This is a genomic window from Qipengyuania sp. JB2-7 (genome assembly GCF_055693485.1).
In genome coordinates this window covers 75882-101953 of record NZ_CM146335.1, presented here as the reverse complement: position 1 = coordinate 101953, position 26072 = coordinate 75882, and the positions used below count along the sequence as shown (strand labels likewise).

The 26072-nt window shown below is 54.8% G+C and carries 21 protein-coding genes, 1 tRNA gene and 1 pseudogene; 13 read left to right on the top strand and 10 right to left on the bottom strand.

Features of this window, described 5'->3' with window-relative positions; genetic code table 11:
• Positions 1-7 precede the first annotated feature (7 nt).
• The 6 genes and pseudogenes from ACZ1GM_RS00475 to ACZ1GM_RS00450 form a co-directional block, all read right to left on the bottom strand.
• Entirely contained in the window at positions 8-2566 is a 2559-nt protein-coding gene (locus ACZ1GM_RS00475; protein WP_472677266.1) for an HWE histidine kinase domain-containing protein, read from the bottom strand.
• Positions 2563-3219 carry a biliverdin-producing heme oxygenase gene (locus tag ACZ1GM_RS00470; protein ID WP_472677265.1) on the bottom strand — a complete coding sequence of 219 codons (657 nt, stop codon included), beginning with the start codon at positions 3217-3219 and terminating at the stop codon, positions 2563-2565. Before ACZ1GM_RS00470 ends, ACZ1GM_RS00475 begins: the two co-directional genes overlap by 4 nt.
• 108 nt (positions 3220-3327) lie before the next feature.
• Positions 3328-3636 (bottom strand): polyhydroxyalkanoic acid system family protein, encoded by a 309-nt coding sequence (locus ACZ1GM_RS00465; protein WP_472677264.1) that lies wholly within the window; start codon positions 3634-3636, stop codon positions 3328-3330.
• Entirely contained in the window at positions 3636-4391 is a 756-nt protein-coding gene (locus ACZ1GM_RS00460) for a hypothetical protein (protein ID WP_472677263.1), read from the bottom strand. Before ACZ1GM_RS00460 ends, ACZ1GM_RS00465 begins: the two co-directional genes overlap by 1 nt.
• A complete protein-coding gene (locus tag ACZ1GM_RS00455; protein ID WP_472677262.1) occupies positions 4391-5611 on the bottom strand; it encodes a toxic anion resistance protein in 1221 nt (406 codons plus the stop codon). The genes ACZ1GM_RS00460 and ACZ1GM_RS00455 overlap by 1 nt, the downstream gene beginning before the upstream one ends.
• 114 nt (positions 5612-5725) lie before the next feature.
• Positions 5726-7460, bottom strand: a pseudogene (locus ACZ1GM_RS00450) (fatty acyl-AMP ligase).
• A 128-nt stretch (positions 7461-7588) separates the two neighbouring features.
• Here ACZ1GM_RS00450 and ACZ1GM_RS00445 point away from each other — a divergent pair.
• The 4 genes from ACZ1GM_RS00445 (at position 7589) to ACZ1GM_RS00430 (ending at position 9804) form a co-directional block, all read left to right on the top strand.
• The gene (locus ACZ1GM_RS00445; RefSeq protein ID WP_472677261.1) at positions 7589-8227 is read left to right on the top strand and encodes a regulatory protein RecX; all 639 of its coding nucleotides are present in this window, start codon (positions 7589-7591) and stop codon (positions 8225-8227) included.
• Positions 8227-8706, top strand: a complete 480-nt coding sequence (locus ACZ1GM_RS00440; protein WP_472677260.1) for a DUF192 domain-containing protein — start codon at positions 8227-8229, stop codon at positions 8704-8706. Before ACZ1GM_RS00445 ends, ACZ1GM_RS00440 begins: the two co-directional genes overlap by 1 nt.
• Positions 8707-8901: 195 nt before the next feature.
• Positions 8902-9294 carry an NADH:ubiquinone oxidoreductase subunit NDUFA12 gene (locus ACZ1GM_RS00435; protein WP_472677259.1) on the top strand — a complete coding sequence of 131 codons (393 nt, stop codon included), beginning with the start codon at positions 8902-8904 and terminating at the stop codon, positions 9292-9294.
• A gap of 3 nt (positions 9295-9297) precedes the next feature.
• Complete coding sequence (locus ACZ1GM_RS00430) at positions 9298-9804, top strand: DUF2155 domain-containing protein (RefSeq protein ID WP_472677258.1); 507 nt, start codon at positions 9298-9300, stop codon at positions 9802-9804.
• Here the strand turns inward: ACZ1GM_RS00430 and aat are convergent.
• Positions 9750-10451, bottom strand: a complete 702-nt coding sequence (gene aat / locus ACZ1GM_RS00425; protein WP_472677257.1) for a leucyl/phenylalanyl-tRNA--protein transferase — start codon at positions 10449-10451, stop codon at positions 9750-9752. The genes ACZ1GM_RS00430 and aat overlap by 55 nt on opposite strands.
• 101 nt (positions 10452-10552) lie before the next feature.
• Here aat and ACZ1GM_RS00420 point away from each other — a divergent pair.
• Positions 10553-10628 (top strand) — tRNA-Trp (locus ACZ1GM_RS00420).
• An 11-nt stretch (positions 10629-10639) separates the two neighbouring features.
• Here ACZ1GM_RS00420 and ACZ1GM_RS00415 read toward each other — a convergent pair.
• Positions 10640-11602, bottom strand: coding sequence for a hypothetical protein (locus tag ACZ1GM_RS00415; protein WP_472677256.1), 963 nt, complete (start codon positions 11600-11602; stop codon positions 10640-10642).
• Between the two features lie 158 nt (positions 11603-11760).
• Positions 11761-12438 (bottom strand): PspA/IM30 family protein, encoded by a 678-nt coding sequence (locus ACZ1GM_RS00410; protein WP_472677255.1) that lies wholly within the window; start codon positions 12436-12438, stop codon positions 11761-11763.
• A 139-nt stretch (positions 12439-12577) separates the two neighbouring features.
• On the opposite strand from ACZ1GM_RS00410, the gene ACZ1GM_RS00405 reads away from it, so the two are divergent.
• The 8 genes from ACZ1GM_RS00405 (at position 12578) to ACZ1GM_RS00370 (ending at position 23156) form a co-directional block, all read left to right on the top strand.
• Positions 12578-13033, top strand: a complete 456-nt coding sequence (locus ACZ1GM_RS00405) for a LemA family protein (RefSeq protein ID WP_472677254.1) — start codon at positions 12578-12580, stop codon at positions 13031-13033.
• 169 nt (positions 13034-13202) lie between these two features.
• Positions 13203-15203, top strand: a complete 2001-nt coding sequence (locus ACZ1GM_RS00400) for a M48 family metalloprotease (RefSeq protein ID WP_472677253.1) — start codon at positions 13203-13205, stop codon at positions 15201-15203.
• A gap of 770 nt (positions 15204-15973) precedes the next feature.
• Positions 15974-18514 (top strand): beta strand repeat-containing protein, encoded by a 2541-nt coding sequence (locus tag ACZ1GM_RS00395; protein WP_472677252.1) that lies wholly within the window; start codon positions 15974-15976, stop codon positions 18512-18514.
• A complete protein-coding gene (locus ACZ1GM_RS00390) occupies positions 18453-19562 on the top strand; it encodes an autotransporter outer membrane beta-barrel domain-containing protein (RefSeq protein ID WP_472677251.1) in 1110 nt (369 codons plus the stop codon). The genes ACZ1GM_RS00395 and ACZ1GM_RS00390 overlap by 62 nt, the downstream gene beginning before the upstream one ends.
• Before the next feature lie 319 nt (positions 19563-19881).
• Complete coding sequence (locus ACZ1GM_RS00385) at positions 19882-20283, top strand: hypothetical protein (RefSeq protein WP_472677250.1); 402 nt, start codon at positions 19882-19884, stop codon at positions 20281-20283.
• A 169-nt stretch (positions 20284-20452) separates the two neighbouring features.
• Complete coding sequence (locus ACZ1GM_RS00380) at positions 20453-20863, top strand: hypothetical protein (RefSeq protein ID WP_472677249.1); 411 nt, start codon at positions 20453-20455, stop codon at positions 20861-20863.
• The gene (locus ACZ1GM_RS00375; protein WP_472677248.1) at positions 20829-21836 is read left to right on the top strand and encodes a hypothetical protein; all 1008 of its coding nucleotides are present in this window, start codon (positions 20829-20831) and stop codon (positions 21834-21836) included. The genes ACZ1GM_RS00380 and ACZ1GM_RS00375 overlap by 35 nt, the downstream gene beginning before the upstream one ends.
• 39 nt (positions 21837-21875) lie before the next feature.
• On the top strand, positions 21876-23156 hold the full coding sequence (locus tag ACZ1GM_RS00370) for an autotransporter outer membrane beta-barrel domain-containing protein (protein WP_472677247.1): 1281 nt from the start codon (positions 21876-21878) through the stop codon (positions 23154-23156).
• Between the two features lie 99 nt (positions 23157-23255).
• Here ACZ1GM_RS00370 and ACZ1GM_RS00365 read toward each other — a convergent pair whose 3' ends face one another.
• Entirely contained in the window at positions 23256-25940 is a 2685-nt protein-coding gene (locus ACZ1GM_RS00365; protein ID WP_472677246.1) for a M14 family zinc carboxypeptidase, read from the bottom strand.
• Positions 25941-26072: the final 132 nt, after the last annotated feature.

Genomic DNA, 26072 nt, shown 5'->3' with positions numbered 1-26072 from the left:
GCCGCAACTACGTCGTCAACTGGGCGAACTCGTGCAGCATACTCTGTAATTCTTCGTTGCCATACGGTTTGGTCAGCACGCCCCTGGCCCCCAGTTCATCAATCTTATCGCCCATATCGCCGTACCCCGTGGCGAGCCAGAAAGGTATGCCGATCCGCTTCAACTCCGTGGCGATTGGCTGGCTTGTTTCTGAGCCAAGATTATAATCGAGCAAGGCAAGTTGATAGCGGGTCTGCTTGAGCGAAGCGAGCGCTGCGGCGACACTGCTTTCAACATTGACGGTATCGATCCCCATGCGCTTCAACTGATCTTCGGTATCAAGCGCGATGATCATGCTGTCTTCGACGAGGAGGACTGCGTCTGGCAACTTTCCATTACCAGAGCTTTCTCCATTACCGGCAACTGATTTTGTCTTTTGGGAACTCTTTCTGGCGGAAAGATCGATGTAGTTTGATGGTATGATGATATCAGCCTCGACACCCGTTGGCGCGTATCGCATATCTACGCTACCCTTGAGTTCGAAGGGTATCGATTGCTTGATGATTGTCGTGCCAAAGCCCTGTCGCGTTGGCTTTGCCACAGCAGGGCCGTCTCTCTCCCGCCACTTGATTTCCAGCCCGTTTGGCGTGACATCAATCGCAATAGTTAGGCTGCCACGCTGGTCGCACAAAGCCCCGTACTTCGCTGAGTTTGTTGTCAGTTCATGTATGACCAAGGCAATGACAGTATAGGCCTCAGGCGTGATCATCACGTCATCACCAGTGATAGCAATCCGGTCGAGCTTGCCCGACAGATATGCCTTCGCCTCCGTTTTGATCAGATCGTGGAGCGACGCGGAAGTCCAGTTTTCCTTGGTTATGTTGTCGTGCGCGCCGGCCAGTGCACTGATCCGACCCCCGATAACCTGCGAAAATGTCTCGATATCCGACGCATCACTGCGCGACTGGTTTATCAGTCCGCTGATAAGGTTGAGAATATTGCGTACTCGGTGATTCAGCTCAGCGATCAACAAATCTTGTTGCTGCTGCGCTTTCACCCGTTCATGCATCGCCTCATCGGTCAGCTTGAGGATTACTTCCAGTAACGAAACGCGTAACTCATCGGCGAGTTTACATGTGTGCTTTTCCCACGGTGCGCAGCGTCCGGTCACCGTCTCTTTCCATGCCGCAAAGCTCTCTCGCGGTGTTAGTCGAACACCGTGCTCACCAACTTCCCGGTTTTTTGTCGGATTGCCAGCCCAAGTCACGGTTTGCGTGAGTTCACGCCGCCATAGGACCAGATAATCGCGCGGACGTCGCGAAATCGGAAGAACAAGAGCGCCGACTAACCGATCAGCGAATTGAGCTGCTACCGGCGCCTGTTCGGACAAAGCCTCTGAAGTGAAAACGCGGCCATTTGAGGTGCTGTTCAAAAAGGGGAGAAGCGCAATGAACTCTTCTTCAGAAGGTGTAGTGCCGCTCGTAAAATGCCCCTCCTCGCAATATAGCGTCACCCCGTCATGTTTGATGACGCTATCAATAATCGGAACCAGAGAGGGCAAGCTGGAGGCGAGTGAGCCGCCGCCTGCAAAACTGCGTGCAATCCGATCGTGCAGAGCGCGACCACGTTGATCAAGCTCCCGCATCTCGTCGGCAAGCGTGCGCTCCAGCGCCAATGAGAACAACTCTGAAAAAAGCTCCGCAATGACGCGCAGACTGTTTGACAAAACGCGTCGCTCACCATGGTGACAGGCAAACAGGCCCCACAATTTCCCCTGAATGATAATGGCGATCGATAACGAGGCGCCAACCCCCATATTCTGCAGATATTCGTTGTGAATTAGGGAGTGCGATCGCAGTGTCGACATGCTGAGATCCAGCGGATCACCTGCTGCCGTGTTGGCAGGTTCGATGGGTATCTGTTCGCCCGACGTGTCGATGATAATCCGGAACCGATTACGCAGGTAAAGCGCGCGAGCTTGGCGGGGAATATCTGTTGCGGGATAACGCAGCCCCTTGAATGCTTCGAGATACGCGTTCTTCTGTTCAGCTACGACTTCGCCGCTGTCATCGTCGCCAAAACGATACAGCATCACCCGGTCATAGCCAAGAATATCGCGCAGCTGAGACACGGCGCTATCGAACATCGCCTGACGGTCCGTTTCTTTCTCAAGCCGGGTTATCAGTGGACGCACGAGCGATAGGCCGCGATCCAGCATCCCTTCCTCGTGACGCTCGACTTCCATCAGCGTCAACTCGGAAGAGATATGCAGCGCCACATCAAACAGCGTTCCGCCGCCAAACAAATCAATTCCGAAGAGCCGCTCTACATCGTCGGGCGTATCAAGTCGCGATGCGGCTTTCTGCAAATGTTTCCAGCTGGTTGTGCTGAAAAGGGCTTTTGCTTCTTGTCCGATCGCCGGGCTGTCAGTCAGGCCGCAAATCTCAGCTACATTCGCGGATTGATGAGCAAGCAGCCAATCACTGGCGAAAGCCATCAGGCATCCGAAATCCTGGATTGCTCCGATCTGATGGATCGGCTCACGATCACAATTGGTCAGTGTGATGTTTTCGCTTTGATAGGTCATGCCGACATATACTCGCTGCCTTCAAAAGCGAGCGCTTGGCTTTCGAATGCCTTGAGGAATGTCGAGAATACCCGCCGAGCCATTGAGACAGCTCCGTCAGCATGCCGAGACGAAGTGGTTTGTTCAAGCTGATCGCGTAGCGTTCCGAAATAAGTAGGCATCGAACTGTCTGAGAGGAAACGGGCGGGACCGGCTAGCCCGGCCTTGTTGCGGCGCGACAAAATAAAGCGATTGCCGAGCGACGAGCCTGCCAAAACCCACAAGGCGCCAATCGTCTGGCCATCTCGTGGCGGGACGAAAGTGCTGGAAGCACCTTTGGTTATGGTTCTGGCAAAACCACATCGTGTTTCAGCGAGGTCAGCAGCGATCAGAGGTGTTTGCAGCGGAGGTGCCTCACTATGGTCGAGTTCGCTGGATAACCACACCTCAATCGGCTGCCGCGCGAAATACTGTACTGCCAAAAAACGTGCATAACCATCGCCATCCAACATGCCCATCGGGCCGAGCAGATGATCGAGTTCGTCATGCTGATCGGCAGTTTTTTCGCGCAATTGTGCGCGCAGGGTCTGGGCATCTGAAAGTGGCATATTGGCTACGGCTATTTCCCCTCGCTGAGCGGTCGATACATATGACCGCACGATATTATTTTGCATGCGTACTATTACGCATGCAAGAAAACTATACAAAAACACTGTCAATTTAGTTGGCTAGGCGGCTTGTGTTGTGAGCGAGATCTTAGTGATTTCGCAGGGCTCACTTGATCAGCTCGGTTTGTGCTCCAACAGGCGTTCGCCTTGCGCCTTGACCGCATTTGAAACCGCAGGTTCAAAGAATGATAGTGCGGGTGGCAGGTTGATCTCAAAGACCACCTGACCATCTTCGATAATAACCTGGCCATCAATGCCTTGGCCCATGGCGCGAACCGCGACAGTCATGTGATCATCGTCGGGCCAACCTGTTGTCACATCGGCCATCCCGCCCGGAATGAAATCAGCAATCTCGTGACTGCGCTCTCGCAAACGGCGGCGAACCTCGTCATTATCGAGCTCGTGAGTGATCGGAACGCGCATTAGGACTTATTCTCCAAGGCCGGAGACGTTTCCGTCCCTTCGCCGAATTTGTATTCGAGATAGCGGTTTTTGATTGCCAGATCGTCGAGCGACCCTTCTGCCAATTGCCGCGTGATACTGTCGATTTCCTTGCTGATGTTGCCGAGGCTTTGGGTAAGTTGATCGTCCGGCGTCGAGCCCGCGCGCTCCTCACGCCGCATATGCGCGGGGATTTTCTGATAGCTGTCGATCATTTCGGGAAGCTGCTCGCCGACTAGCTGGCGAACCTCGCGCGCTTTTGGGTGGTTTTGATCGACCCCTTCCAATTGCAGGCCCAGCGCGTCGAGCTGAACACCCATATCATCGACGATCTTCGCTGCTGGCGGGGGCAGAGCGGGCCGCTGATGCTCCAACCATAGCTCGGTGCGGCCAACCATTTGCTGCACATTGCCTTTGTTGATCTCAGGTAATTTCGGCGGCTTGATTCTTTGTGTCATGACGCCGCCAAACAGCAAAGCCATCAGCAGGAACGAGATCATCACACCCCAAAAACCGATGCCGTTGAGGATCGCTCCTGCGATGCCCATGGCAATCAAGATCCCAACGAACCCGACTGCCAGCTGGATGAGCTTTTTGGTCAGGTGTTTGGATTTTAGACCCGCTGAACCTTTACCAATGGATCCCTCCAGGCGGTGCCGCCCACCCGCGCGGTTATCATCGCGCAGAATACGGCCCTGCTCGATCAAGCGGTCACTGTCTGTCGTCAGATCACCCATCAATCATCCAGTGTTAGGAGTTTCGACTCAGCGACCTGATTTTGCGCTTGTGCCTGCCCCTCAGCTCGCGCGATATAGCCCTTGGATTTCTCGACCTCATCAGTCAGAACATTGACCGTTTGCTTCATGCTGTCGAGCGCGCGGACTTTGAACTCGTCCACCTCATCCATGGTGTCATAGATATTCTGGAATGCACGTTGCAGCGTCTCCAGAGGAATAGTGCTGGAGGCGGCCTGTTCATGGATTTTGCCGGTCTGATCGCGTAGCATGGTGCTGGTTGAATCGATGATACCGGCTGTGGTGTCGTTGAGCGCGGTGATCTGTCCGAGCACAAGCCGCTGATTGGTCATCGCCTCTGCCACAGTCACCGCTGTGCGTAGCGCGCCCACGGTTGTCGTGCTGGCGCGGTCGACACCTTTTACCAGCTCGACATTGTTCTTCTTGACCAGATCAAGTGCGAGGTAGCCCTGAACACTGACAGCCATTTGAGTCAGCAAATCCTGTGTGCGCTGGCGAACGTAGAATAGCGCCGTTTCGCGAACAGCCTTGGCCTTTGCCGGGTCTGTTGCATCCAGCTCTGCCGCTTTCTCTTCCAGCTTCTCGTCAAGCGTTTGGGAAATATGGATCATTTGCTCCAGATTGCCCATAGCCTCCCACAGCTTCTGCCGCTCAACATCAATCGCGGCATTGTCCATCAACAGCTCATCCTTGCCGCTGGACAGGTTAGTAAGGATGCCCTGAATATGCGTTTGCGCGCTTTGATAGCTACGGAAGTAATTGGTCAGCTTGTTGCCGAATGGAATGATGCCAAGGATTTTGCGAGGACCCGAAAGCTTGCCCTTCTTGCCGGGATCCAGATCCTCAACAACGCGGCGCAGCTCCGCCAGATTGGCGCCAACACCTTCATCCTGATCCATCGCCCGGACCGGTCGATCAAGGAAACGGTTGGACATTTGCGCCGCCGCCATGATTTCCTTGCGGCCCATATTTGTAAGCTGATCAACTTTTTTGCCGAACTCTGGTGAGTTGGCGTCTTCTGCAATCAAATCGGCGACGAAGCCATCGACTTTCGTCGCCAGCTTGCTCTTGGTTTCGGAATCAACTGGCACGAGGCCCGCCGCTTTCTCAGGCGCAACGGTTGGCACGGGATCGGGCGGTGACAGCTCAAACTCTGTGGCTGTAGCGACTGATGGTGCTGAGCTTGTATCTTTGCTGGCCATGACTGTGCAAAATTCTCCTTCACCACTGTATTAGTGGTATAAAACACACCTTTCAAGTCTAACGCGTTTCCAGCTAACGCGAAATGGTCAATCGTCAGCGAAGAATTGCGGTGATCAGGCAGCCAGTGCCAACGGCTGAATTTCGCCCGCCAAATAGAGCTTCTTCGCCTTGGCTCGGCTTAGTTTGCCAGAGCTGGTGCGCGGCAATGTACGCGGTGGAACCAGCTCCACGACACAATTCATTCCCGTGACGGAGCGGACCTTGTCTGAAATCTGGTCGCGCAGTTTCACTCGCTCTTCTGGGTCGGACACGCGGCAATGCACCAATACCGCGGGAGCTTCCTCGCCATTGTCCGTTTCGACAGAGAAGGCGGCAATGTCGCCATGGTTGAAGCCCGGCAATTGTTCCACCGCCCATTCAATGTCCTGCGGCCAGTGGTTCTTGCCGTTGATGATGATCATGTCTTTGGCGCGGTACGACGATGAACAGATACCCATCGGCCATGTAGCCCATATCGCCCGTGTCTAGCCAACCATCGACGAGGCATTCGCGGGTCGCGGCTTCATTGCGGAAATATGAGTGCATTACACTCTCGCCGCGACACCAGACTTTGCCGATTTGGTGGTCACCCTTGGCGGTATCATCCTCGCCGCGAATTTCGACATCCATGCCCGGCAATGGTTTGCCGCAGTTGACGATCGCGCGATAGCGCGCCGGTTTGCTGAGATCGCGCGGATAGCCGGACAAGCGTTCTTCCTCGACCAATTCCACGCGAATACCTTCGCCCGGTGGCATGACGGTAACGGCCAGCGTTGCCTCTGCCAGACCGTAGCTGGGAGTGAACGCATTTGCCTGAAATCCCGCTTCGGAAAACGCATTGACGAAGTTTTGCATCACGTCCGGACGGATCATATCCGCGCCATTGCCTGCAAGCCGCCAGCGCGACAGGTCAAACCGCTCTGACACGTGGCTCTGGCTGGAAATGCGGCGTGCGCATATGTCATAGCCAAAGGTAGGTGAATAGCTGAGTGAGTTGCCCTTATTGCGGCTTATCAGATCAAGCCAAGCCAAAGGACGACGGGCAAAGTGCTCAGTTCTCAGATAATCGACAGAAACTTGGTTCGCAGTCAGCGACAGGAAGCAACCAACCAATCCCATATCGTGATAGAGCGGAAGCCAGCTGATCCCGCGATCATTTTCGCCAATCTTCATGGATATTGCGTGGCCCCGCAAATTGTGGAGCAAGGCCTTATGCGTCACGGCGACGCCGGTCGGGAAACGTGTCGAGCCACTGGAATATTGCAAATAGCAGATATCATCGGGTTGGCACGGGCGCAGCTTTACTTCAGGGGCTGGGCGTTTGGCGAACTCATCCCAATTCTGCCCTTCGCAACCCTGCTGATCCGCAGCTGCCTTGGCCATCTCGTCAATCTCGGCTGGGTAAAGCAGAATCTTGGGGTCGCTCGAATTCAGCTGGACCTTAAGTTGATCGATATAGCTTTCTTTGCCGCCAAAGGTTGTGGGTAGCGGCAAAGGCACTGGCCATGCTCCTGCATAGATGCAGCCACAGAACAGCGCAGCAAATTCGGCACTGGTTTCGGCGACCAGAGCAACTCGGTCATCCTTGCCAATTCCGGCAGCGATCAGGCGATATGCCATCTCGATTGCGTCTTCACGCATCTGGCTAAATGGATAGACCTGCTCAAGAGCGCCGCGCATATCGTGAAAATTCATGCCTTTTTCACTGCGTGCGGCGTAATCTATCGCCTCGTCAAACGTTGAAAAGTCGGATCTGCGGCGTGGCAAATCACAATCGTTCGGTGTGGGCGTCAAAACGGTTTCGGTCATAGACTGTGGCAAAACCCGTAATTTTTCAGCGCCTTACGGCATCCCTCAATGCGATTACAGCGCACATTTAGAACGTGCGCTGAACTAATCTTTCCCATTTGAGACAGAGTGTGGCACGAATATGGCCAATGAGCCAAGCCTACCGATCTCAGCGGGGGACAAAAAAGCGGCCCCGGTCTGCAAGACGCCCGCTCGATGGCGCGCAGTTGGAAGAGCTGGCGCTGGCGTATGTTGCTCGCTTTGCGACCACGGCGAGCAAGCTGGAAACATACTTAAAGCGCAAACTGCGCGAGCGCGGCTTTGTAGGTGAGGAGGAGGGTGATCCACCTCCTGATTGCGCTGCATTGGTCGAGAAATTCGTGGAGAAGCGCTATGTTGATGATGCTGGCTACGCCAGAGCGCGCTCTTCAGGACTGCTAAGGCGTGGCTATGGCGCTCGCCGTGTTTCGCAAGCGCTGTATCAGGCTGGTGTCGATGAACATGTCGCGGCAAAAGTTGAACCCGGTACCTATGCCCGCAGGCAGGCGGTGGTGACTTTGGCGCGCAAGAGACGGTTCGGCCCGTTTGATGCATTGGCTGACGATTTGTCTGGCGAGGAAAGGCACAAAAGACGCGAGAAGCAGCTTGCCGCGATGATCCGCGCAGGCCATGACTTCGGCGATGCAAAGGCTGTTCTGGACGCGGCGGATGAGACTGCGCTGGAGGATTGGCAGGCCGAAATTGCCGAGCCTGAAGAGAAAGAGGAGTTTAACCCGTGGGACGATTGATGGCAGCTACAGGCGCGTGTTTGGTGATGGCCTGCTCGCCCCAGCCCGACGCGCAGGCCAGCCCGGCTGCTGAAGCAGCACCTCAGGCCAATCGGCATGCTGAGTCGGGCCTGTTGGTCATTCCATTGACTGTCGAAACCGACCAGGGGACACATAATTTTGAAGTTGAATTGGCCGATACACCAGAGGCTCAGGCCCAGGGCTATATGTTCCGTACCGAAATCGGCGATTTTGAGGGGATGATTTTCCCGTCCGAGGTGCCGCAAGTGCGCAGCTTCTGGATGAAGAACACACCGCTGCCGCTCGACATCATCTATATTGGCGAAGACAATCGCATCCTAAACATCCATGCCGAGACTACGCCCTACTCAACGGACTCCTATTACTCGCTTGGCAAGGCAATTGCGGTTCTGGAATTGCGTGGCGGACGTGCGGCAGAACTTGGGATTGAGGATGGCGATTTGGTGACTTGGGAATAGTGAGTTTCTTTTCCCCTCGCTGCATGTTCGCTGGCGCGAAAGTCTTCGGGTGATTGTCCTCAAGCAGCGAAGTGGTAGGACACAGGAAACTGGTGGAGGGCGCGGGCGGCTAGGCAATTTAGAGTTGGGCATGTGAGAAAGGAAAGCCAGAATCACACTTTGCCTCGACATCCAAATCCGCTAACTGCTGCGCCCATGAGCATATTTGGCAAGATTTTTACCTGGTGGGATGGTGCGACCATCGGCACACATCTGTGGTCAGCGCGCAACGGTGAGCATGTCGGCACGGATGTGGAAGGGAACAAGTACTACCGCTCGACCAAGAAGGGCGGGCAGGAACGTCGCTGGGTCATGTATGACGGTGCCAATGACGCGAGCCGCGTGCCGGCAGAATGGCACGGGTGGCTGCACGGCAGCGGTGATGATGTGCCGGAGAGTTTTCTTCCCCCCGCCAAGATATGGGAAACCGATTACACACCAAACGCAACCGGCACGGCGGCGGCCTATCGCCCCGCAGGCGCTCTCGAAAAGGGTGGTCAGCGTGCGAGCGCCACAGGCGACTACGAGGCATGGTCGCCAGACAGCTGATCGATGCGTAGGCGAGTTTCTCCCTGTCTGGCGGTGATGCTGGTTGCGGCTTTGGTCTCTGCGTGCAGCAGCGAAGAGGCAACACCGCAAACGGAGCAGGAAACTGAAGTTCCTGAGGAACTTCAGCAGTCCGATTCTGCAATTACCATCCAGAGTGATGAGGCGGGCATCGGCACACCCATGGAAGAACGTGTTGCGACCTTGGGCTTGCTCAACAAACGCAACAATGTGTCACAAGATCTGGAGCTTAAGCCCGGCGAGACTCAGCGCGTTGGCGATATCATTGTGCGGCTTCAGGCCTGCGAGCGCACTGCGCCTTGGGAATTGCCGCGCGAAACCGGCGCATTCGTCCAAGTGCTGGTTGCGCAATCCCCGCGAGACGATCAGTTCAGCCGCATCTTTTCCGGTTGGCTGTTCAAGAACTCACCCAGCCTAAATGTGGTTGAACATCCGGTCTATGACGTCTGGGTAAAAGACTGTGCGATGAGTTTTCCGGGCGAAGAGGCCTGAGCAAACTCGCGCCAGCTTTCGTGCAAGGTTTTGGGCGGTAGCCCGCGCGCCTGCGCAATCATTGCAACATAGTCCGTCTGCGGAATGCTTTGTGCGCCCAAGGACCCTAGATGATCGGTCATAAATTGGCAGTCGAGCACGCGGAAGCCTGCGTTCTTCATGCAGGCGATGAGCCAGGCGAGTGCGACTTTGCTGGCATTGTCCGCACGGGTGAACATGGATTCACCGCAAAACACGCGGTCGAATGCGACGCCGTAAAGTCCGCCAACAAGCGTTTGTGAGCCACTTTCTTTCGTCCAACATTCGAACGAATGCGCGTGGCCAGCGCTGTGAAGGCTGAGATAGCTCGCCTCAATCCTGTGACTGATCCAGCTTTCTGCGTGGACTTCGCGCGGTTCAGCACAGGTGTTGATGACGCCCGCAAAATCCGCGTTGCACGTGACGGTAAAGCGATCCTGCCGCAGCGTCTTGCGCAGGCTTTTCGAGAGATGGAATTCGTCTAGCGGAAAGATCGCCCGCTCGCGTGGTTCTACCCAGAATATGTCATCGTCGTCGCGGTGATCGGCCATCGGGAAAATGCCATTGCGATAAGCGAGCAGCAGCAGCTCTGGGGCAATGATTTCCGGCGACTCGATGGGGGCGTGCATGAAAATGCTGTAGCACGACTTGCGCCGCATTGTGATGTCGCTATGCAAAGGCCGCTTGCCAAGGGCGCCTGCGCGGATTAGTGGGGCGCGCTCGACAATGCAGGGGCGTAGCTCAGTTGGTAGAGCGTCGGTCTCCAAAACCGAAGGTCCAGAGTTCGAGTCTCTGTGCCCCTGCCATTTTCTCGGTATTAGTGATGATCTCGACTAGTAGAGGGCGTTGCTAGGGAAAACCCTTTTCGACCGAAGGCGACCTGTCGTTGTGCTCTTAGCGCAGATAGGTCGGATTTGGGAAGCCCTCTGGCGTGATCCGGAGCTACGCTGGACCGGGTTGCAGAGTGAGCTGAGGCGAAATCCAATTCGCCGCTGTGCGCTCTGTCGATCATCGTTTCGATATCGTCGAGTTCGAGAGACAGCATCCTGTAAGGAATGCGCAGCGTTTTGGTTGCACCAGAGGGATTGCGACCCCGCACTTCAACAAACTGACGCGAGCCGTAACGCAGCGAAAGGTGCTGATTCCAAGACCGCACTTTTACTGCCTGAACCGCGGTCAGATCATCCCAGCGTAGTTTGGATTTGATCCCAAGTAGGTCCGATGTCTCAATCTCGTCGCGGCGCAAATGAACGCCGACGCTAGGGCTGACTATGTTCACAAGAACGATCAAAGCGCGCAGAGCGAAAAACGCGCACAGCGCTAGCATCATCCCGAACTCGCCGAATGACAACCAGCCGCAAATAAAGGTCGCGAACCCAATTCCAGCGAGCTTTGATGCCATGGGCTCGCGAGCGAACAGAATACGCTTGGGTACACCGAGGTCGGTTTTATCGACATAAGTGCTTGAGGTCGAGTTGAGCTGTCTCGCGCGGCTGGCCTCTCTTTTCCGCTTGCGATGCGATAGCAGGACATAAAGCGCACCAAGGCCCACCGCTATTGTCAAGCCGCCGCCTAAGAGCTGTCCCTCAAGTAGAATGAACGGTCCGTGCCACAAGCCCACAAACAACAGAGGGAACAGGCAAATGGTCACCAAAAGATCTCCAGCACCGCCGCGGAGCACCGAACTGACTTCTCTCGTCTCTGCTATCGTCTTACGCGCAGTCTGAACGGATTTGGACGGCTCAAGCTCAGATTGCCTCGGTTTGCGAATTGTGGTCATAGCGATTTCTCGTCAGTTTCGGCGGGTTTGCAGATTTATTTCTGAGCTTGCGTCAGCGCGACAGGTGCGCTCAACAGCTGCATCTTGCACGCGCGTGCCCTTCGTCACAATTTAGGATAGGGGCGAAGGCTGCAATATCGCTCGCCCTGCCGCCTTGTTTACGCGGCTTTTGTGGTGTTCCTTTTCAACGCTTCTAGCCTTTGTGCAACCTCAGAGCGACGTGACATGGAGTCGATTTCGGCGACTTGATTGATAGCTTCAACATCGCTGCGCGTGAAACCAACGCCGCCTTCACCAGACATGGCGCGATCGAAAGCTGCTTCCGCATTTTCCAGCTTTCGCTCCATATCAGGCGACGCAGAAACCCCTTCTAGACCGCCGGCATTGACTTCTGTGCGGGCCACCTGAAACGCAGCCAGCGCTTCTTCCATCTCACGCTTGCGCGCACTCAGCGCGGCCAAACTTTCATCCAGTTTTTCTTCCTCTAACTTCGCCGATTCCTGAGCGGACTGAAGTTTCGCGGACTGCTCTTCCAGATCAACTTGACGTGTCAGAGCGCCTTCCGCGAGGTCTTCACGGCCTTCGCCTAGCGCGAACTCTGCCTTGGCAGTAAGTGCTGCGGCCCGCTCTTCGATCTTTTGTTGCTGACGCACTGCCTGAAGTCGGCGGGTCATTGCGGCTTGTTGATCCTTGCGAACGATATCCACTGCGCGGTCGACCTCTCGAATCGCCTCGCGCATGACGCTGTCATTATTGGCCTTCTCCATCTCGTCGACCTGATCTTCGATGCGACCTGATACAACCCGGCGCACACGTACAAAAATACTCTCAGCCACTGTAGCCCTCCTCAGTTCTGATCTCCGTGTAATTCGGTATTATTAAACAAAACTATAAAGCCAGATAACTTAGCCCGATTGAACAAGAATTTGTTAGCGTTTCACTTCTAACAAGCTGCCGATCAAATTGGAGGACAAAATGCTGGCGACAGTAATCGGGATCGTTGTAGCAATCGTGTTGATGGGCGCTGCTGTTGGTGCTTTTTTCTTTTGGAAATGGGTGTCATCGAACAACCTCATCGCCGCTTTGGATGCGCGCTGTGACACTGCCTCTGCCGATATTGATGTACATTTGAAGCATCGCCACGATTTAATCCCACGATTGGTCGAGTTGCTGAAGGATCAGAAAGGCTATGAAGCGGATATGGTTCTTTCGGTAGCCAATGCGCGAACCGAAGCTTTGCAGGCCGCTTCGAGCTCCATCAAGCTTGAGGCCGAGAAAAAACTGACCGCTCAGGTTTTCAATCTAATTTCGAATATTGAGAAAAACCCTGATCTTCGTTCGTTGCCCGACTATCGAAATCTGCGGCAAGAAATCACTGATTGTGAAAATCGCATCACGGTACGCTCGTCGATTCTACAATCTCGCGATTGAAGAATACAATATGGCGCTGGGACAATGGCCAACGAGCTCAGTCGCTGTCAAACGCAGCTTGTCAAAGCGTCAACCATTTGACTTGGGCTTAGACCGTATCGTGATGGATGAGGCAGCGCCGCTTAGTTTCTGATAACGCCAAGTATTTGTAACAGGACGAGCGTCTACGATGGAAATTGTTCCGGACAGGCCAACGGGTTTGTTTGGCTGGATTCAAAGCAACAATTCGCGTTCGCTAAGCTATTTTCTCGCCTTTGCCTTGGCCACTCAAGTCTTGGCCGCGATGGTGCTGTTTGTACCACTCGCACTAGTACACGAGGCCTATTCCCCACTTTATGGTACTCTTGGCTACCTGACCGTCTATGTGCCGTTGATTTTTGTCGGCACTCTGGCTCTGTTTTGCTGTCAGATGCTGCTTTACACCAGCAACGTTCAGAAAGCCGCGGGTTTCTATTTTGTAGATGCGGGTGATGAACCACGCCTCTGTGCGATCACGGAAAATCTGTTGATGAGCATGGGTTTGCGAGCACCTTTTGTCGCAGTCCTGAAAAGCCCAGCAATGAATGCGTTCGCGTGTGGTGTTTCGCAATCAAAGTCGATCCTCGTGGTAACGCGAGGCTTGCTTGACGGGCTTGATGATACAGAGCTGGAGGCGGTGCTGGCGCACGAGCTAACGCACATCAAAAATAACGACATCCGATTGATGGCAGCGGCCAACATTTGTGTCGCTAACCTAAGGTGGATGCACAAATGGAACCCCCTTCATTTTCGCAATGCAATCCACGCTATTATTTGCATCGGTTTCCCGGTGTTCTTTCCATTAATGATCATTGGCGGGCTGGTGGGGCAGATCGCAATCCGCGGGGCTTACGGATCGCGATTGATAATAAGTGCCTCGCGCGAATTTATTGCCGATGCTGAAGCTATTCGTGTGACGCACAATCCTGCAGCGCTGGCATCGGCGTTATTCAAGGTCAAAGACCGCTATCACATCAATGGTACCCGTGACGAGGACGAGGCAATGATGATTGCGGGGGACAGCGACGGGGCCACTGCGTCACATCCCGAAATCGAAGAACGCATTGATGCGCTGTCACGGACGACGGGATCAATGGTGTTTAACGCGCCTGATGCTCATCAGCAAACAGGGCGGTCGCGATTTATCAAACAGGCCGCAGGGGGCAAAGCGGAAAACAAGCGCACCAGCGTGTTTGCCCGCATCGGAGAAGTCACAGACGAGAATATCTTTGGTCTGACCAGGGTTGCTCAGTTTACTCTTTTCGCCGCGATAGTCGTGTCAGTAGCATGGCAGGGGACGAGTTTGCTAAATCCGTCGGCGGTCGCGGCGAAAATGGATGTTAGACAGTTTGGCTACTATGTAGGTGTGGATCAACTGCATTGCCTTGTTGCTGACGATAATGACCGATGCTTTGAAGAATATAAAGTGGACTATTCGCAGTTCGGCGATCAACAGGGAACTATTCTGGGGCATGCGGGCCAGCAGCTTGAGGCAAGCCAGAAACAAAGCCGTCTACGTTCTCGAAAGGTTGCTTCTGAGCTTGGTGTAAAGATGCGCGACTATGCTGGTGAAAGTGGGATGCTTGCAGGGTATCAAACGACGCTTACTGCTGATGGAAAATTCTATTCAGAGGGGGACTATCGACCTACCAAGATGGCTCCGGATAATGCCAAGTTGGCGGAGGTGAGGCAGGTCGGCTGTTTTCATGAATATCTGTTCCACGGGCGCAATGCTGTCGGAGAATTCTCGATGACCGCGCGTGATGGCGATATTGATTTTCTCGACTATCCCAGAGCGCTTCGTGCGGTGGCACGTGCTGCTCTGACTGGTGGCGATGCAGAGCTTCTGGAATACGCCAAGACACGCCGAGACGTTGTTCGGGGAGCCTTTGATCTTTTTGGTCTTGAAGGACTTGCTTCGATCCAGAGAGTATTGATGTCTGAGACTCATAAGTCAGTTCAGGAAAGGTTGGCGGAACGGTTGCTCGACCCCCGATTTGCTTCGGGCAGAAGTTCAATAGAAAGAGCCGAACTGAGAGCGATTGCTGAACAACCAAATCGCTATGTGCCATGTCTAGCACTGAGATATGCCCCTGAGAATTCCGCAAAAGAAGAGTTCGTATCGATTGGTGATTATGTGCCGCCGCCTTGATTGATTTTAAGAGTGAAGGCATGCCTCTACGAGTTCCGCAAAGACCATCACGATGCGTGTCGTCTTGCGCTGCTGATGCGATCATTGGTAGCAATATGGTGAAGAACGCGCGCCTTGGCAGAGCCGTGCAATCCTCTCTTTCAATCCGGAATTGTGCCCACGGTTTTACCGAGAGAAGCAAGTATTCAGGGGAGGGGCAATGGAGGGGTAAATCGAGTGAGGCGACCAAACCACCCCCGCAGGTGTGCCCTTGGCTAAGCGCAATACAGCCGCCGCTTTCTTCGTGATGAGCCTGCATAGGGTAGGCGGTTCTATTTCCGGAGGAAATTCAATTCGCAGGGTGTCGTTATTAAGGACAACGCCCTGAGATGGCTCTAAAAAGGCATCTCAGGCTCGGTGCGATCTATCCGAAAAAAGCTTCATATCGCTATCTTGTGGGAAACTGCATGGGAAGTCGTAACAAGAACCTGCGCGCTTTCCTAAAATTGAATACTTATGCATATACTTCAGTAATTTGAACATGCATCTTTTCGATCTCCAAAACCGAAGGTTCAGAGTTCGAGTCTCTGTGCCCCTGCCATTTCACCCAGATGCCCAGCCAATAGGATGACCGCCGAGCGGAAGCCTTGCGCCATTCGGCTATTGGTATGCGCTCGCTGCACACTTTATCCTAAAGACTGAAAATGGCACAGTTTCATTTTGGGGATGGACTATCTCCAAAGCATTCGTAAAATACGATAAGAATACACTTCGGTTTGGGGGCATCTTTCGTGAAATCTATTGCCGTGCGTCGCAAAGGCGCCGCTCGTTTTTCTGTGCAGGCAAGTACTCTTACTATCGCGCTGCTCAGCGGCACTCAGGCGTTTGCTCAGTGTGAGCCCGAGCCAACACAGCAAAATGGGACCACGACATGCAGCGGCGTTGATGTTGATGGATTGACTGTAGACACGAACAGTACCGAAGTAATTGTTGAGAATGGTGCGACGGTTCAGAACGCTAGTGGGGCGGCCATTACTTTGGACCTGCCGCTTGATGGCGCCTTCCCGCCGACCAGCGTGAACGTTGCTGGCACAGTCGATGGCGGTGCCGATGCGGGCATTGCGGTCGCGTATCAGTTAGGCTCTCCGGGTTTCGCCTTTGAGGTGAATGCTGATGTTATCGTACAGGAAAGTGGCACCGTCACTGGCGCGAACGGGATCACAATCGGTCGCCCTGGCTTCGGCTTTGAAGGGGCGCTTGTATCGATAGACAACAGTGGAACGATCTCCGGGATATCGGGGCCTGCACTTTTGTCTCTCCAGCCAAGCGAAGCTAGTTTCACGTCGATCATCAATAGATCGACCGGTGTAATCGGTGCTATCGATTCATCGATCGGCACACTTGATAACATGGGGCTTATTGATGGCGGCGCAATGACTGCCATCAACATTCGGCCCGATTTCAGGGTATTTGGAATTAAGTCCAATAGTGGCACAATTCGGTCATCCAGCACCACCTCAACGATAATCTTTCCGGATTTCAATTTTGATCCATTCACCAATAGTGGTCTGATTGAAAATTCCGGATCTGGCCTCGCGATATCCGGCGAAGAACTTAACATCGTCAATTTGGCCAATGGCCGGATCGAGGCCGCTGGTGGCATTGCGATTGAAGCTGGCACTGCTCTCCAGCTCGACAATCAGGGGGTGATCGTCGGTGACGTGGTAGTTAACGGGCCAGGTTTTGCTGGCTCGACTAGAGTCAACTCGACACTAGGCACCATTGACGGCGACCTTCTGCTCGGCTCGGGCGACGATGTATTGATCGCATCATTTGCGAATGGAGTTGTGAGCAGCGGCGTTTCAGGAACGATTGATGGCGGTGATGGCGACGACACGATTGAGGTTGCAGTTACCGCTGATAGCGTGATCGGTGGCGCATTCGCGCTGCCGACGAATTTTGAGCAGCTATCGTTTTCTCCAGACCTCGACGTCACAGCTACGCTTGCCAATGACTTCGTAATACCGGGCACCTTGATTGTTCAGGGCGAAGGAACAATCGTTAACGAAGCATCTCTCTCAAGTGCTGAGCGGGCAGTCCGTGAAGGCACCAATTTTGGTTTCAACTCGTCGGTTACCTTCATCAACGATGGGACGATCGAAACTACCGCTGGTTCAGTCGGGTTGGATCAGTTTGCTGCTGATTTCTTTTTCAATGCCAACCGCTTTGAAAACAACGGCACAATAACTGCGAGTGGTGATGGTGCTCGATTTGATGGAACTGGTACGATAGTGAACACTGGCGAGATCGTCGCCACCGGAACTGGTATCTCACTTTTCCGCGGCCAGTTCGACAACTCGGGCACGATCCGCTCCACAGCAGGTGTTGGATTGTCTGATCTTGGAGGATCGATCGGCACTCCAAATATCAATAGCGGCCTAATCGAAGGCGCTCTGATTGGCGCGCGCATCAGCAGCTCGTTTGTCAATACCGGGACCATTACATCGCCCGAAACCGGCGTATTTTTGGATTTCTTCTCTGCCATCGACAACCGCGCGGGTGGCGTGATCTCTGGCGGAACATTCGCGATAGACGGGGTCGCCGCATCCGCATCCCGGTCTGTCATCAATGCAGGAACGATCAATGGCGATGTCCGCCTGCTGGGCGATCAGTTTGGCGGCGGATTTAACGGCAACCGGTTTTTTGCGCTACCCGGCGGTGTGTTGAACGGCGATCTTGAGCTGGGTCAGGACGCAATTTTGGTCGCTGAGTTGGCGGGGAGCGATAACAGGTCATTCGCGGGAATAAATGGGACTGTAACTGCTGATCGGTCCGAATTGCGCTATCGCGTGCGCGAAGATGCAACATCTTCCTTGGCGGTGCCCGATGGATTTGTAAGGCTTGGCTTTGATATCTTCGATGGAGCCGCGCTTGCGCTTGAAGGGTCCTCTACCGCAACGGTAATCCTAACCGGGGTCGGCACAGTTGACCTCAATGCCGATATCGCTGTTGAGAATCAGCAAGCCCTGACTGGTGGGCTTTTGCTGTTCGCTCCGGACGAACCGCAGCTTGGCAACCCGTCCCTAGATATCGTCAGCAGCGGTGCGATTTCTTTCACGCACAACGACCCGAACTTCTTCCCATTCGCTGCGATCTCAAGCGGTTTTGAGGACACATTCACCAATGACGGCATTATTACCGTCATTGAACAGGTCGCGAACCCGTTTCAGCAGATTAATGGTATTGCGGGTGGGGGAACCGTTACAAATAATGGCACTATCAGTCTTGATGGTGCGGTTGGGGCGCGGGATCTCGCAAACGTTCATCAATAATGGCGATATCGTTGATCTTGATGGAGCGTCTGACACCTCGGTAGGCTTGCGGAACGTCGGGATCATTGAGAATTTTGGCACCATCGCAACGACTGGCAATGCCATTGAGACAGAATTCTCGACGTTCATAATTACGAACTCAGGTGAGATTTCGAGCTCTGGTGCAGCTGCGATCGCGGCGGGGCAATTCGGCTTTAGCTCGTTCAACCTAACCATCACTAACGAAGAAACTGGACTGATCTCTGGCGCAGCAGGGGGCCCGGCAATTCAGCTTTCGGGCGGCAACCTGTTTAACGCCGGTACCATTATCGGCACGGTTGACTTGGGTTTCTCGAGCTTTGGCCGATCTTTCGACAGCTCCCTTTACACTGACAATGGCGGCACGATTGAGGGTGATCTGTTGTTCGGCGACGGTGCAGACGTGTTCATCGCTCTAAATGGACAAACCGGCATTTCTGGTATCATCGATGGTGGGCTGGGCGATGATACGATTGTATATGCGCGCGATGAAAGCGGTTCGGTTGAATTGGGGAACGTCGAGCTTACGAATTTTGAACTCGAAGGAGTTCGCGTGATCGGCGCAGAGACGATTGTTACTGTCACAGCTAGTGAGGTCATCGCCTCGGACGTGCTCTTCTCGGGCGATGGAAGCATTGTGAACCAGGCTGACATTGAGGGTGTAGCATCGACGAATTTGCCGTTCTTCCTGCCTAACAACCCCCTGACGAATGAGACCCTCGCGTCATTCGAAAACGAGGCGTCCATTGCGGACGGCTTTACAGGCTCGGTGACAAATTTCGACAACAGTGGCACAGTCGGGTCAGAAGATCTTGACGGCGAAGCGGTCAGGATTTTCGACGCGGTTGATACCGTATTCACCAACAGCGGTAGTATTACGGTCGCTCAGGGGTTTGCCGCGGTTTCCACGGGAGGGCTCGGGACTCTGACTTTAGATAATAGCGGTGAGATATCGGGCCTGGTCTCAGGTTCGGTCTTTACCCCGATTGATGCAGAGAACCCGTACCGCCGAAATTGCCTTTACCAATAGCGGGACGATCACCGCAGCCGGTGATAATTTGACACTATTCCTTTCCGCACTCACTAGTCAGGAAACCGACGGTAGAATTGAGCTCATCAACACAGGTGTAGTTTCGGTACCGTCGGGTAAGGGGGCAACGCGATTTTTGCCACTGTGCAGAATGGCGTTCCGTTTTCGTCTTCAGACGAAGACCCTAATATCACAATTCGCAATAGCGGAACGATCAGCGCCAATGCGGGCGGCACTCCGCCGATTGCTAATCCATTTGGTTTCTCATTCTCTAACCTCGCTAACGCGATCCAACTATCGGATCTCGTCGGGCAATGCGATGCAGATCATCAATGAGGCTGACGGAATTATCGAAGCTACCGGTACGCTTTCAAGCGCGATCATGACGTTTGGCGGGCCGCTCGAAGTGATCAATGCCGGCACGATCCGAGGCACAAACGGAACCGCGTTTGACGAGAACGATGCGCTTATCAGTGCATTCGGGCTAACGCTAGCTGGTGCGGTTCATACGTTTGCCGACACCGAGGATCGTATCATCAATACCGGCACCATCATCGGCTCGATCAACCTGGTCGGAGGCAGTGATCGCATCGAAAACCGGGGCACTTTGCAAGGCGATGTTATCCTCGGAGCGGGGGACGACACGTTCTTGCAATTAGCCAGTGCCACATTGCTCGGGACTGTCGATGGCGGGGCAAATACCGACACGTTGATCTATTGATGCGACCGGCGGCGGAGCGATCAACGCGGCTGATTATATCAACTTTGAGGTCTTCACGCAGATCGGTGAAGGTAACGTCGCCTATGAGGGTGATTTTGCGATTGACACAATCGCCGTCAACGGGAGTACCGTAACGGTTGACGAAGGCCAGGCCGTCAATGTTGCCGGTATGACCGTTTTCACTGGCGGCGACCAGAATGAGACGATCATCAACAATAGTGTCATTGGCGGCGGCGTCTCGCTTGCCGGCGGGAACGACGCCATAACCAATAACGGAACGGTGGAGGGTGCTGTTCTGCTCGGTTTTGGCGATGACAGCTTCAGCGCTGGCGCGAATAGCCAGGTATTCGGCGTAGTCGATGGCGGTGCTGGCACCGACAGCTATACGGCGGTCTTGTCCGGCGACCAAAATGGCCTCGGATTGGTGGTTGGTTTTGAGCAATTCACCTTTGGTGGTGACGGGCAATTATCATTTGCGTTGACCACAGATATTGACAGCATCACGCTCGATGGGGCGGACCTGAGTTTAACTACAAACGGCTTCAATGTTGCAGCCCTTGCCGGCTCGTACCGGTGCTGACGCTGTGGTTCTATCTGGCGAGGCGGCTGGCGCTAACCTTGGCGCTGGCGCGGATACCCTTTTGCTGAACGTCACGGCAATCACAGGTGGTTATAGCGGTGGCGCAGATCAGGACGTCTTTACCGCCTCAGCGGCGGGGCCAGTAACTTTGACCGGTACGTTGACACAGTTCGAGGTCATCAATCTCCCCGGCGGTGCGCTCAATGTCTCGGGTCAGCTTGGGTCAGTGGGCGATCAGGTGGCATTTGGAACCGGCGATCAACAGATCACGGTTACCAATGGCGGCACAGCATCGGGTATATTCGATCTTGGTGCCGGTGATGACACCTTGAGATTGGATGCTGGCGGTACAATAGACGGGGCTGTGAATGCTGGTTCTGGCAGCGATACTCTGATTATCGGTGTGACTGGTGATCGCGCTCTCGGTCCGATTTTCAGCGGTTTTGCCACGCTTCAAACAGAAGGCGCTGGCACGCTTGCATTGTCAGGTGACCAGAACTTTGATCTTATCGATGCCGCCACTAATCTGACTATAGCGCAAGATGGTTCATTGAATGCTCCCACAGTGAACTTTGGGACGCAGGACAACGCCTTCACCATTGCCGGGCTGTTTGCAGGATCGATCAATGGCGGCTGGGGCATGGATACCATCGTCCTGTCGGGTGGTGACGAACTTGCCCCTGTCCAGCTCGGCAATGTGAGCGGGATCGAAATGTTCGCTCAGTCGGGTGGCTATACCACGCTCAGCGGGATGGCTCAGCTTGGTAATCTTGATCTTACCGGCGGACGTTTTGTCGGATTGGCGGACTCTAGCATAACGGCTCAGCAGATCCTTATTGGGTCTGGTGCGACATTTGGCACCTCGGGACTTGTAAACGCCGATATTACTGTTGCCGGCACCCTCAGCCCGGGTGCTTCGCCCGGAACGATGACAGTCAACGGAAATGTGACTTTGCTGTCGGGGTCGACATAGCTGTTCGAGTTCACGCCGACACTGACCGATCAACTGTTGGTGAGCGGCGCCCTGACCATCGAAAATGGAGCAAATCTGGAGCTGTCAACCATAGGCGAACTTCAGCCTGGTATTACCTATGACCTTATCATTGCAGATGGCGGAATTACCGGCAGCTTTGGTACGGTAACGCGGTCGGATGATCTGTTCGGTTTCCTGATCCAGGGTGCCAATCGTCTGCAGCTGGTTGGCGAGTTCGTTAGCGATACCTCTTTTGCCCAGCAAACCTCGGCTAGCGTCGATTACGCCAACGCGACGCTGGCGGTTCAGCCCGCCGGGAGCAATCTGTTCTCTGCATTACCCAGTCTGCTCACTGCAGGTGGCTCATCGAACGCGTCAGCGTTTGCACAACTGACGCCAGAGCCATACGCTTCGGCGACGCAGCACAGTGTGAGCGATGCGCTCATGCTCGCCGATCTCGTGCGCGGTCCGCTGACTTTAAGCACCGGAGAGAGCGAGGGCCTTTTCAGCTTTGGCACCGCCTTTGCGGATTGGAGTCGCCTAGACGGCAACGTTGATAACAACATCGCATCGGCACGTGGGCGAAGCTCCGGTGTCCTTGGTGGGATTGGCTTCGGTTCTGTGCAAGGTAGCGTTTCTGCATTTGTCGGCTATCTGGACGGCGAACAACGACTGACCGCGCGCGGAGCTGAGGGAGAAGGGGACGGCTTCGTGGCTGGTGTAAATGGGCGCTATCAGTCCGATAGCTTTGGCCTCAGTGCGTCAGTTCTCTACTACAGTGGAGATGTAACGCTTGAGCGGGCTCTGCCTGGCGCAACATCAGCGACTGGCTCCGCAAATACTAGCAGCTGGGTCACCGATCTCTCAGTCAGTTACGAAGTCGCAACGGGAGATGGATGGGTCATTCGTCCAAATGCCGGGATCACCTATGTCAGGGTTTCTCGCGACGGGCTGAATGAAAATTCGATGAGTTCGTTTGCGCTGACTGTTGCCAAGGATCGTCATACGGCTGGCTTTGCGGACATCGGGGTGTATCTGGGAAGCGACGACAGTTCCGATGCGCGCGTGCGCCCATATGCTTCACTTGGCGCACAGTTCCAATTGGAAGGGCGACAAGCCGTCGCTGTCGCTTCTTACGCCGGTGGTCCACTCAGTTTGGTGGGAGTTGGTGTTGACCGTGATAAAGTGGCTGCTGCTCTCGAAGGTGGGTTGGTATTTAGCGCAAGCGAAATGCTCGATATTGTCGCTTCTGTTGATTCGCGCATCGGCGCAGACAACCAGTCAACCTCAGCCACTGCCGGACTGCGGCTGAGATTTTAGGGGGCATTTCTAAAGCCACCCTTTAGAGGCCCCCTTTGTTTCACGAACTTTGCCACGTCTTTTCGCGCTGTCAGAAGAGTGGCAAGGCCTTCTCGGCCCTCACCGTTCGCGTGACGGCGCGACGAGGACCGCATTCGCGAGGAGCAGATCAAGCCCATCGAGATACGCGCGCGTGGTTGGATCATGGGCAAAGCCGATCGTCAGGCCATCACCGCTGTTTTGCGCCATCAGGTAAGGTTTGAAGGCGAGTTGGCGCTGATTTTCATTCCAGACATAGCCGCTCGCGATCAGTGATCCGCTATCGGCAAAACGGATGACGTTAATGCCGTCTGCGCGGTCAAGCGGTGTGAATATCTGCGATCCACTCGCCAGCACAACCGCACCTTCATCATATCCAGCAGACAGATAATGATCTGGGTCAGAGACTGTGTTGAGCAGCGCTCCGGGCAGTGTATCAGGCAATGCGTCTTGGTCACGGATCAGCTCCCGATATTCATCATCGCTGCTGATCTCGACCGCTTCAGCCAGCCCACCCTGTTCGCTGTCTTCCTCATCATCATCGCCAGAAGGCACGCGGCCCAATGCTGCCTCTTGCGTTACGGCCAGCAATGGATCGTCACCCCCCGCGAACACGCCGAGGCTACTGCCCATTGCGACAAGCACTCCGCCACGTTTCACGAAGTTGCGGATCGTCGACACGCCCCCGCTACCGAGCGCGCGCTCTGGGTTGCCGCTCGGGACGATCAATACATCGTATTCACTCAGATCAGCACCAGCCATGCGATGCGTTCGGATCGGTACAACCGGCAAGCCCAGCCTTTGCTCAAGGACGTACCTAACCGATCCTGCGCTTAATTGAGAGACACCCTGGTCCCAAGCGATTGCGACTTTGGGCAATGAAAGCCGAACAAAAGATTCGCTGCCGAGGTTAGGCCCATCGTCCACCCAGCTTGATGAAAGTTGGACTGTGTGAGCACCAATCTCGCGCGCCAGCTCGGTCAGTTTAGCCATGCCAGTCGCGTCGTTCAGGCCGGTTGGGAAAACCACTGTGCCGCGCGGAAAAACGTGGCCATCCTGAGTGAAGGCAGTGTCCGTGATGCGCCCTTCAAGCCCGGCGCGAATTGCAAGCGTAACCAGTCGTGCCTGCCCGCTATCGGTCCAGGGCACGGCGGTCGCAAACTCGCCGCTGCCCTCTGATTTTGCGGGGATCGCTTCCTCTCCTGAGAGCGCCTCACCACGGATAGAGCCATTGCAGAGCGATACATCAACGCCCGACATGTAGCCGACTGACCACGCGGTCACATCATAGAGTTCGTGCCGCAGATCTTGTGACCGGCGGCGCTCTTGCTCCTCGATGAAGTCTCGCGGTAGCGCGGTATCTGTATCGAGAAGGCTGCGGACTAGCCGCGCCGCAGGCTGCGCCTGAGGAACCGCCAGATAGCCTTTGGGATATGACCGCCCACAGGCATTTATAGCTCCCTCGCGCCGCATGACTGTGATGCCTTGTGCAGCCAGGCGCCTGCCCAGTGCCTCGGCATTCCAGCGGCGTTCGGACAAGTCGATAACATAAGTGCCATTGCCCGCCGCGCCATTGGCATTGGCGGAACGATACGCGCCGAAATCACGCACAAACTGGCTGGCATTTTTGGCGACTGCTTCCGCGGTTGAGAGACTGGCGACAAACTGGTTGCGGACCGCATCTGCGTAAGTGAGGATTGTGCCATCGCAGCGCTCTAACAACAGGCCGCGTGGCGAGCCTTGCTCATAGGTGCTGCCAATGGCGCCGTGATGCGTATTCCACGTGTCGCCATAGCCGGGGTAAAACAGATCATAGACCTCGCGCGTGAAGTAGGGCTCACGCATTCGGTCAAACCAACCGGCAGTGTTCCGCCCGATGATCTCGTACGCGCGCAGCTGAGCGGCGGTAATATTTGGATTGATAGGTTCGGCGGCGGGGCTGAAGAAAAAGGTTTCGTCACCGCCCATTTCATGAATGTCCGCGACAACAACGGGGTGCCAGTCGAGCACCGCCTTCACTTTGCCGCGTGTTTCCGGCTGGCTCAGCGTGAACCAGTCGCGATTGAGATCAAACATGTAGTGGTTAACCCGTCCGCTTGGCCACGGTTCGTCGTGCTCTGCTGATTGACGATCAGCGTTTGGCTCTAGACCACGGGCAGTACGGAAATTGTGCACAAATCGCGCGCGCCCGTCGGGATTTTGCAGCGGGTCGATGATCACGATCGTGTCGCGCAGGATACGATCCACCGTTCCGTCGCCGCGCGCCGCAAGCAGGTGATATGTCATCATCAGGGCCGCGTCTGCAGGAGAGATTTCATTGCCGTGCACTGAGTGCGCGAGCCATGTCACGGGCAGTGCATTACCATTGCTCGGGCGGCCTGCGGCGACGGTCGCAAGGTCGGCCTGAATGGCATCAAGCCGAGCCATGTTTTCTGGTGCGGTGAGAACAATGTAGTGAAGTGGGCGCCCCTGCCAGCTGGTTGCATATTGAACCAGTTTCATGCGGTCCGGGGCGGCCTCGGCCAAAGCCTGGATGTAAGTCAGCATTTCATCGGGCGACGTGATCCGCGTGCCAGGGGCATGACCAACTGTCTCGGTCAGAGTTGGGATCGCTGGATCGAATTCTGCATCGACAAAAGACTGCGCCTGGGCCGGTTGCGCCATAACGCTGAGAACTGCCAAGGCCGCAACAGCAACGCCAACAAATTTGCTTCCGATATGATCCGATTCGCCTGGTTGAATTGAATTTGCAGCACCGGGTTTCATCCACCGGCTGTCTTTCGTCAAGCAGCCATCGTTGCTGTTCATCGAACAGCGATTGCGACGTTGCGTAACTTTCGGTCTCAGTTAGATATGTGAATTGCACGAGTGAGCGATGGCGGGGGTAATATGAGGGAT

What these genes read in the sequence shown, in the direction of transcription:
- ACZ1GM_RS00475 (WP_472677266.1), bottom strand. Translation starts at nt 2,566, where the DNA reads ATGACCTATCAAAGCGAAAACATCACACTGACCAATTGTGATCGTGAG.
- ACZ1GM_RS00470 (WP_472677265.1), bottom strand. Translation starts at nt 3,219, where the DNA reads ATGCAAAATAATATCGTGCGGTCATATGTATCGACCGCTCAGCGAGGG.
- ACZ1GM_RS00465 (WP_472677264.1), bottom strand. Translation starts at nt 3,636, where the DNA reads ATGCGCGTTCCGATCACTCACGAGCTCGATAATGACGAGGTTCGCCGC.
- ACZ1GM_RS00460 (WP_472677263.1), bottom strand. Translation starts at nt 4,391, where the DNA reads ATGGGTGATCTGACGACAGACAGTGACCGCTTGATCGAGCAGGGCCGT.
- ACZ1GM_RS00455 (WP_472677262.1), bottom strand. Translation starts at nt 5,611, where the DNA reads ATGGCCAGCAAAGATACAAGCTCAGCACCATCAGTCGCTACAGCCACA.
- ACZ1GM_RS00445 (WP_472677261.1), top strand. Translation starts at nt 7,589, where the DNA reads ATGAGCCAAGCCTACCGATCTCAGCGGGGGACAAAAAAGCGGCCCCGG.
- ACZ1GM_RS00440 (WP_472677260.1), top strand. Translation starts at nt 8,227, where the DNA reads ATGGCAGCTACAGGCGCGTGTTTGGTGATGGCCTGCTCGCCCCAGCCC.
- ACZ1GM_RS00435 (WP_472677259.1), top strand. Translation starts at nt 8,902, where the DNA reads ATGAGCATATTTGGCAAGATTTTTACCTGGTGGGATGGTGCGACCATC.
- ACZ1GM_RS00430 (WP_472677258.1), top strand. Translation starts at nt 9,298, where the DNA reads ATGCGTAGGCGAGTTTCTCCCTGTCTGGCGGTGATGCTGGTTGCGGCT.
- aat (WP_472677257.1), bottom strand. Translation starts at nt 10,451, where the DNA reads ATGCACGCCCCCATCGAGTCGCCGGAAATCATTGCCCCAGAGCTGCTG.
- ACZ1GM_RS00415 (WP_472677256.1), bottom strand. Translation starts at nt 11,602, where the DNA reads ATGACCACAATTCGCAAACCGAGGCAATCTGAGCTTGAGCCGTCCAAA.
- ACZ1GM_RS00405 (WP_472677254.1), top strand. Translation starts at nt 12,578, where the DNA reads ATGCTGGCGACAGTAATCGGGATCGTTGTAGCAATCGTGTTGATGGGC.
- ACZ1GM_RS00400 (WP_472677253.1), top strand. Translation starts at nt 13,203, where the DNA reads ATGGAAATTGTTCCGGACAGGCCAACGGGTTTGTTTGGCTGGATTCAA.
- ACZ1GM_RS00390 (WP_472677251.1), top strand. Translation starts at nt 18,453, where the DNA reads ATGGCACTATCAGTCTTGATGGTGCGGTTGGGGCGCGGGATCTCGCAA.
- ACZ1GM_RS00385 (WP_472677250.1), top strand. Translation starts at nt 19,882, where the DNA reads ATGCAGATCATCAATGAGGCTGACGGAATTATCGAAGCTACCGGTACG.
- ACZ1GM_RS00380 (WP_472677249.1), top strand. Translation starts at nt 20,453, where the DNA reads ATGACCGTTTTCACTGGCGGCGACCAGAATGAGACGATCATCAACAAT.
- ACZ1GM_RS00375 (WP_472677248.1), top strand. Translation starts at nt 20,829, where the DNA reads ATGTTGCAGCCCTTGCCGGCTCGTACCGGTGCTGACGCTGTGGTTCTA.
- ACZ1GM_RS00365 (WP_472677246.1), bottom strand. Translation starts at nt 25,940, where the DNA reads ATGAAACCCGGTGCTGCAAATTCAATTCAACCAGGCGAATCGGATCAT.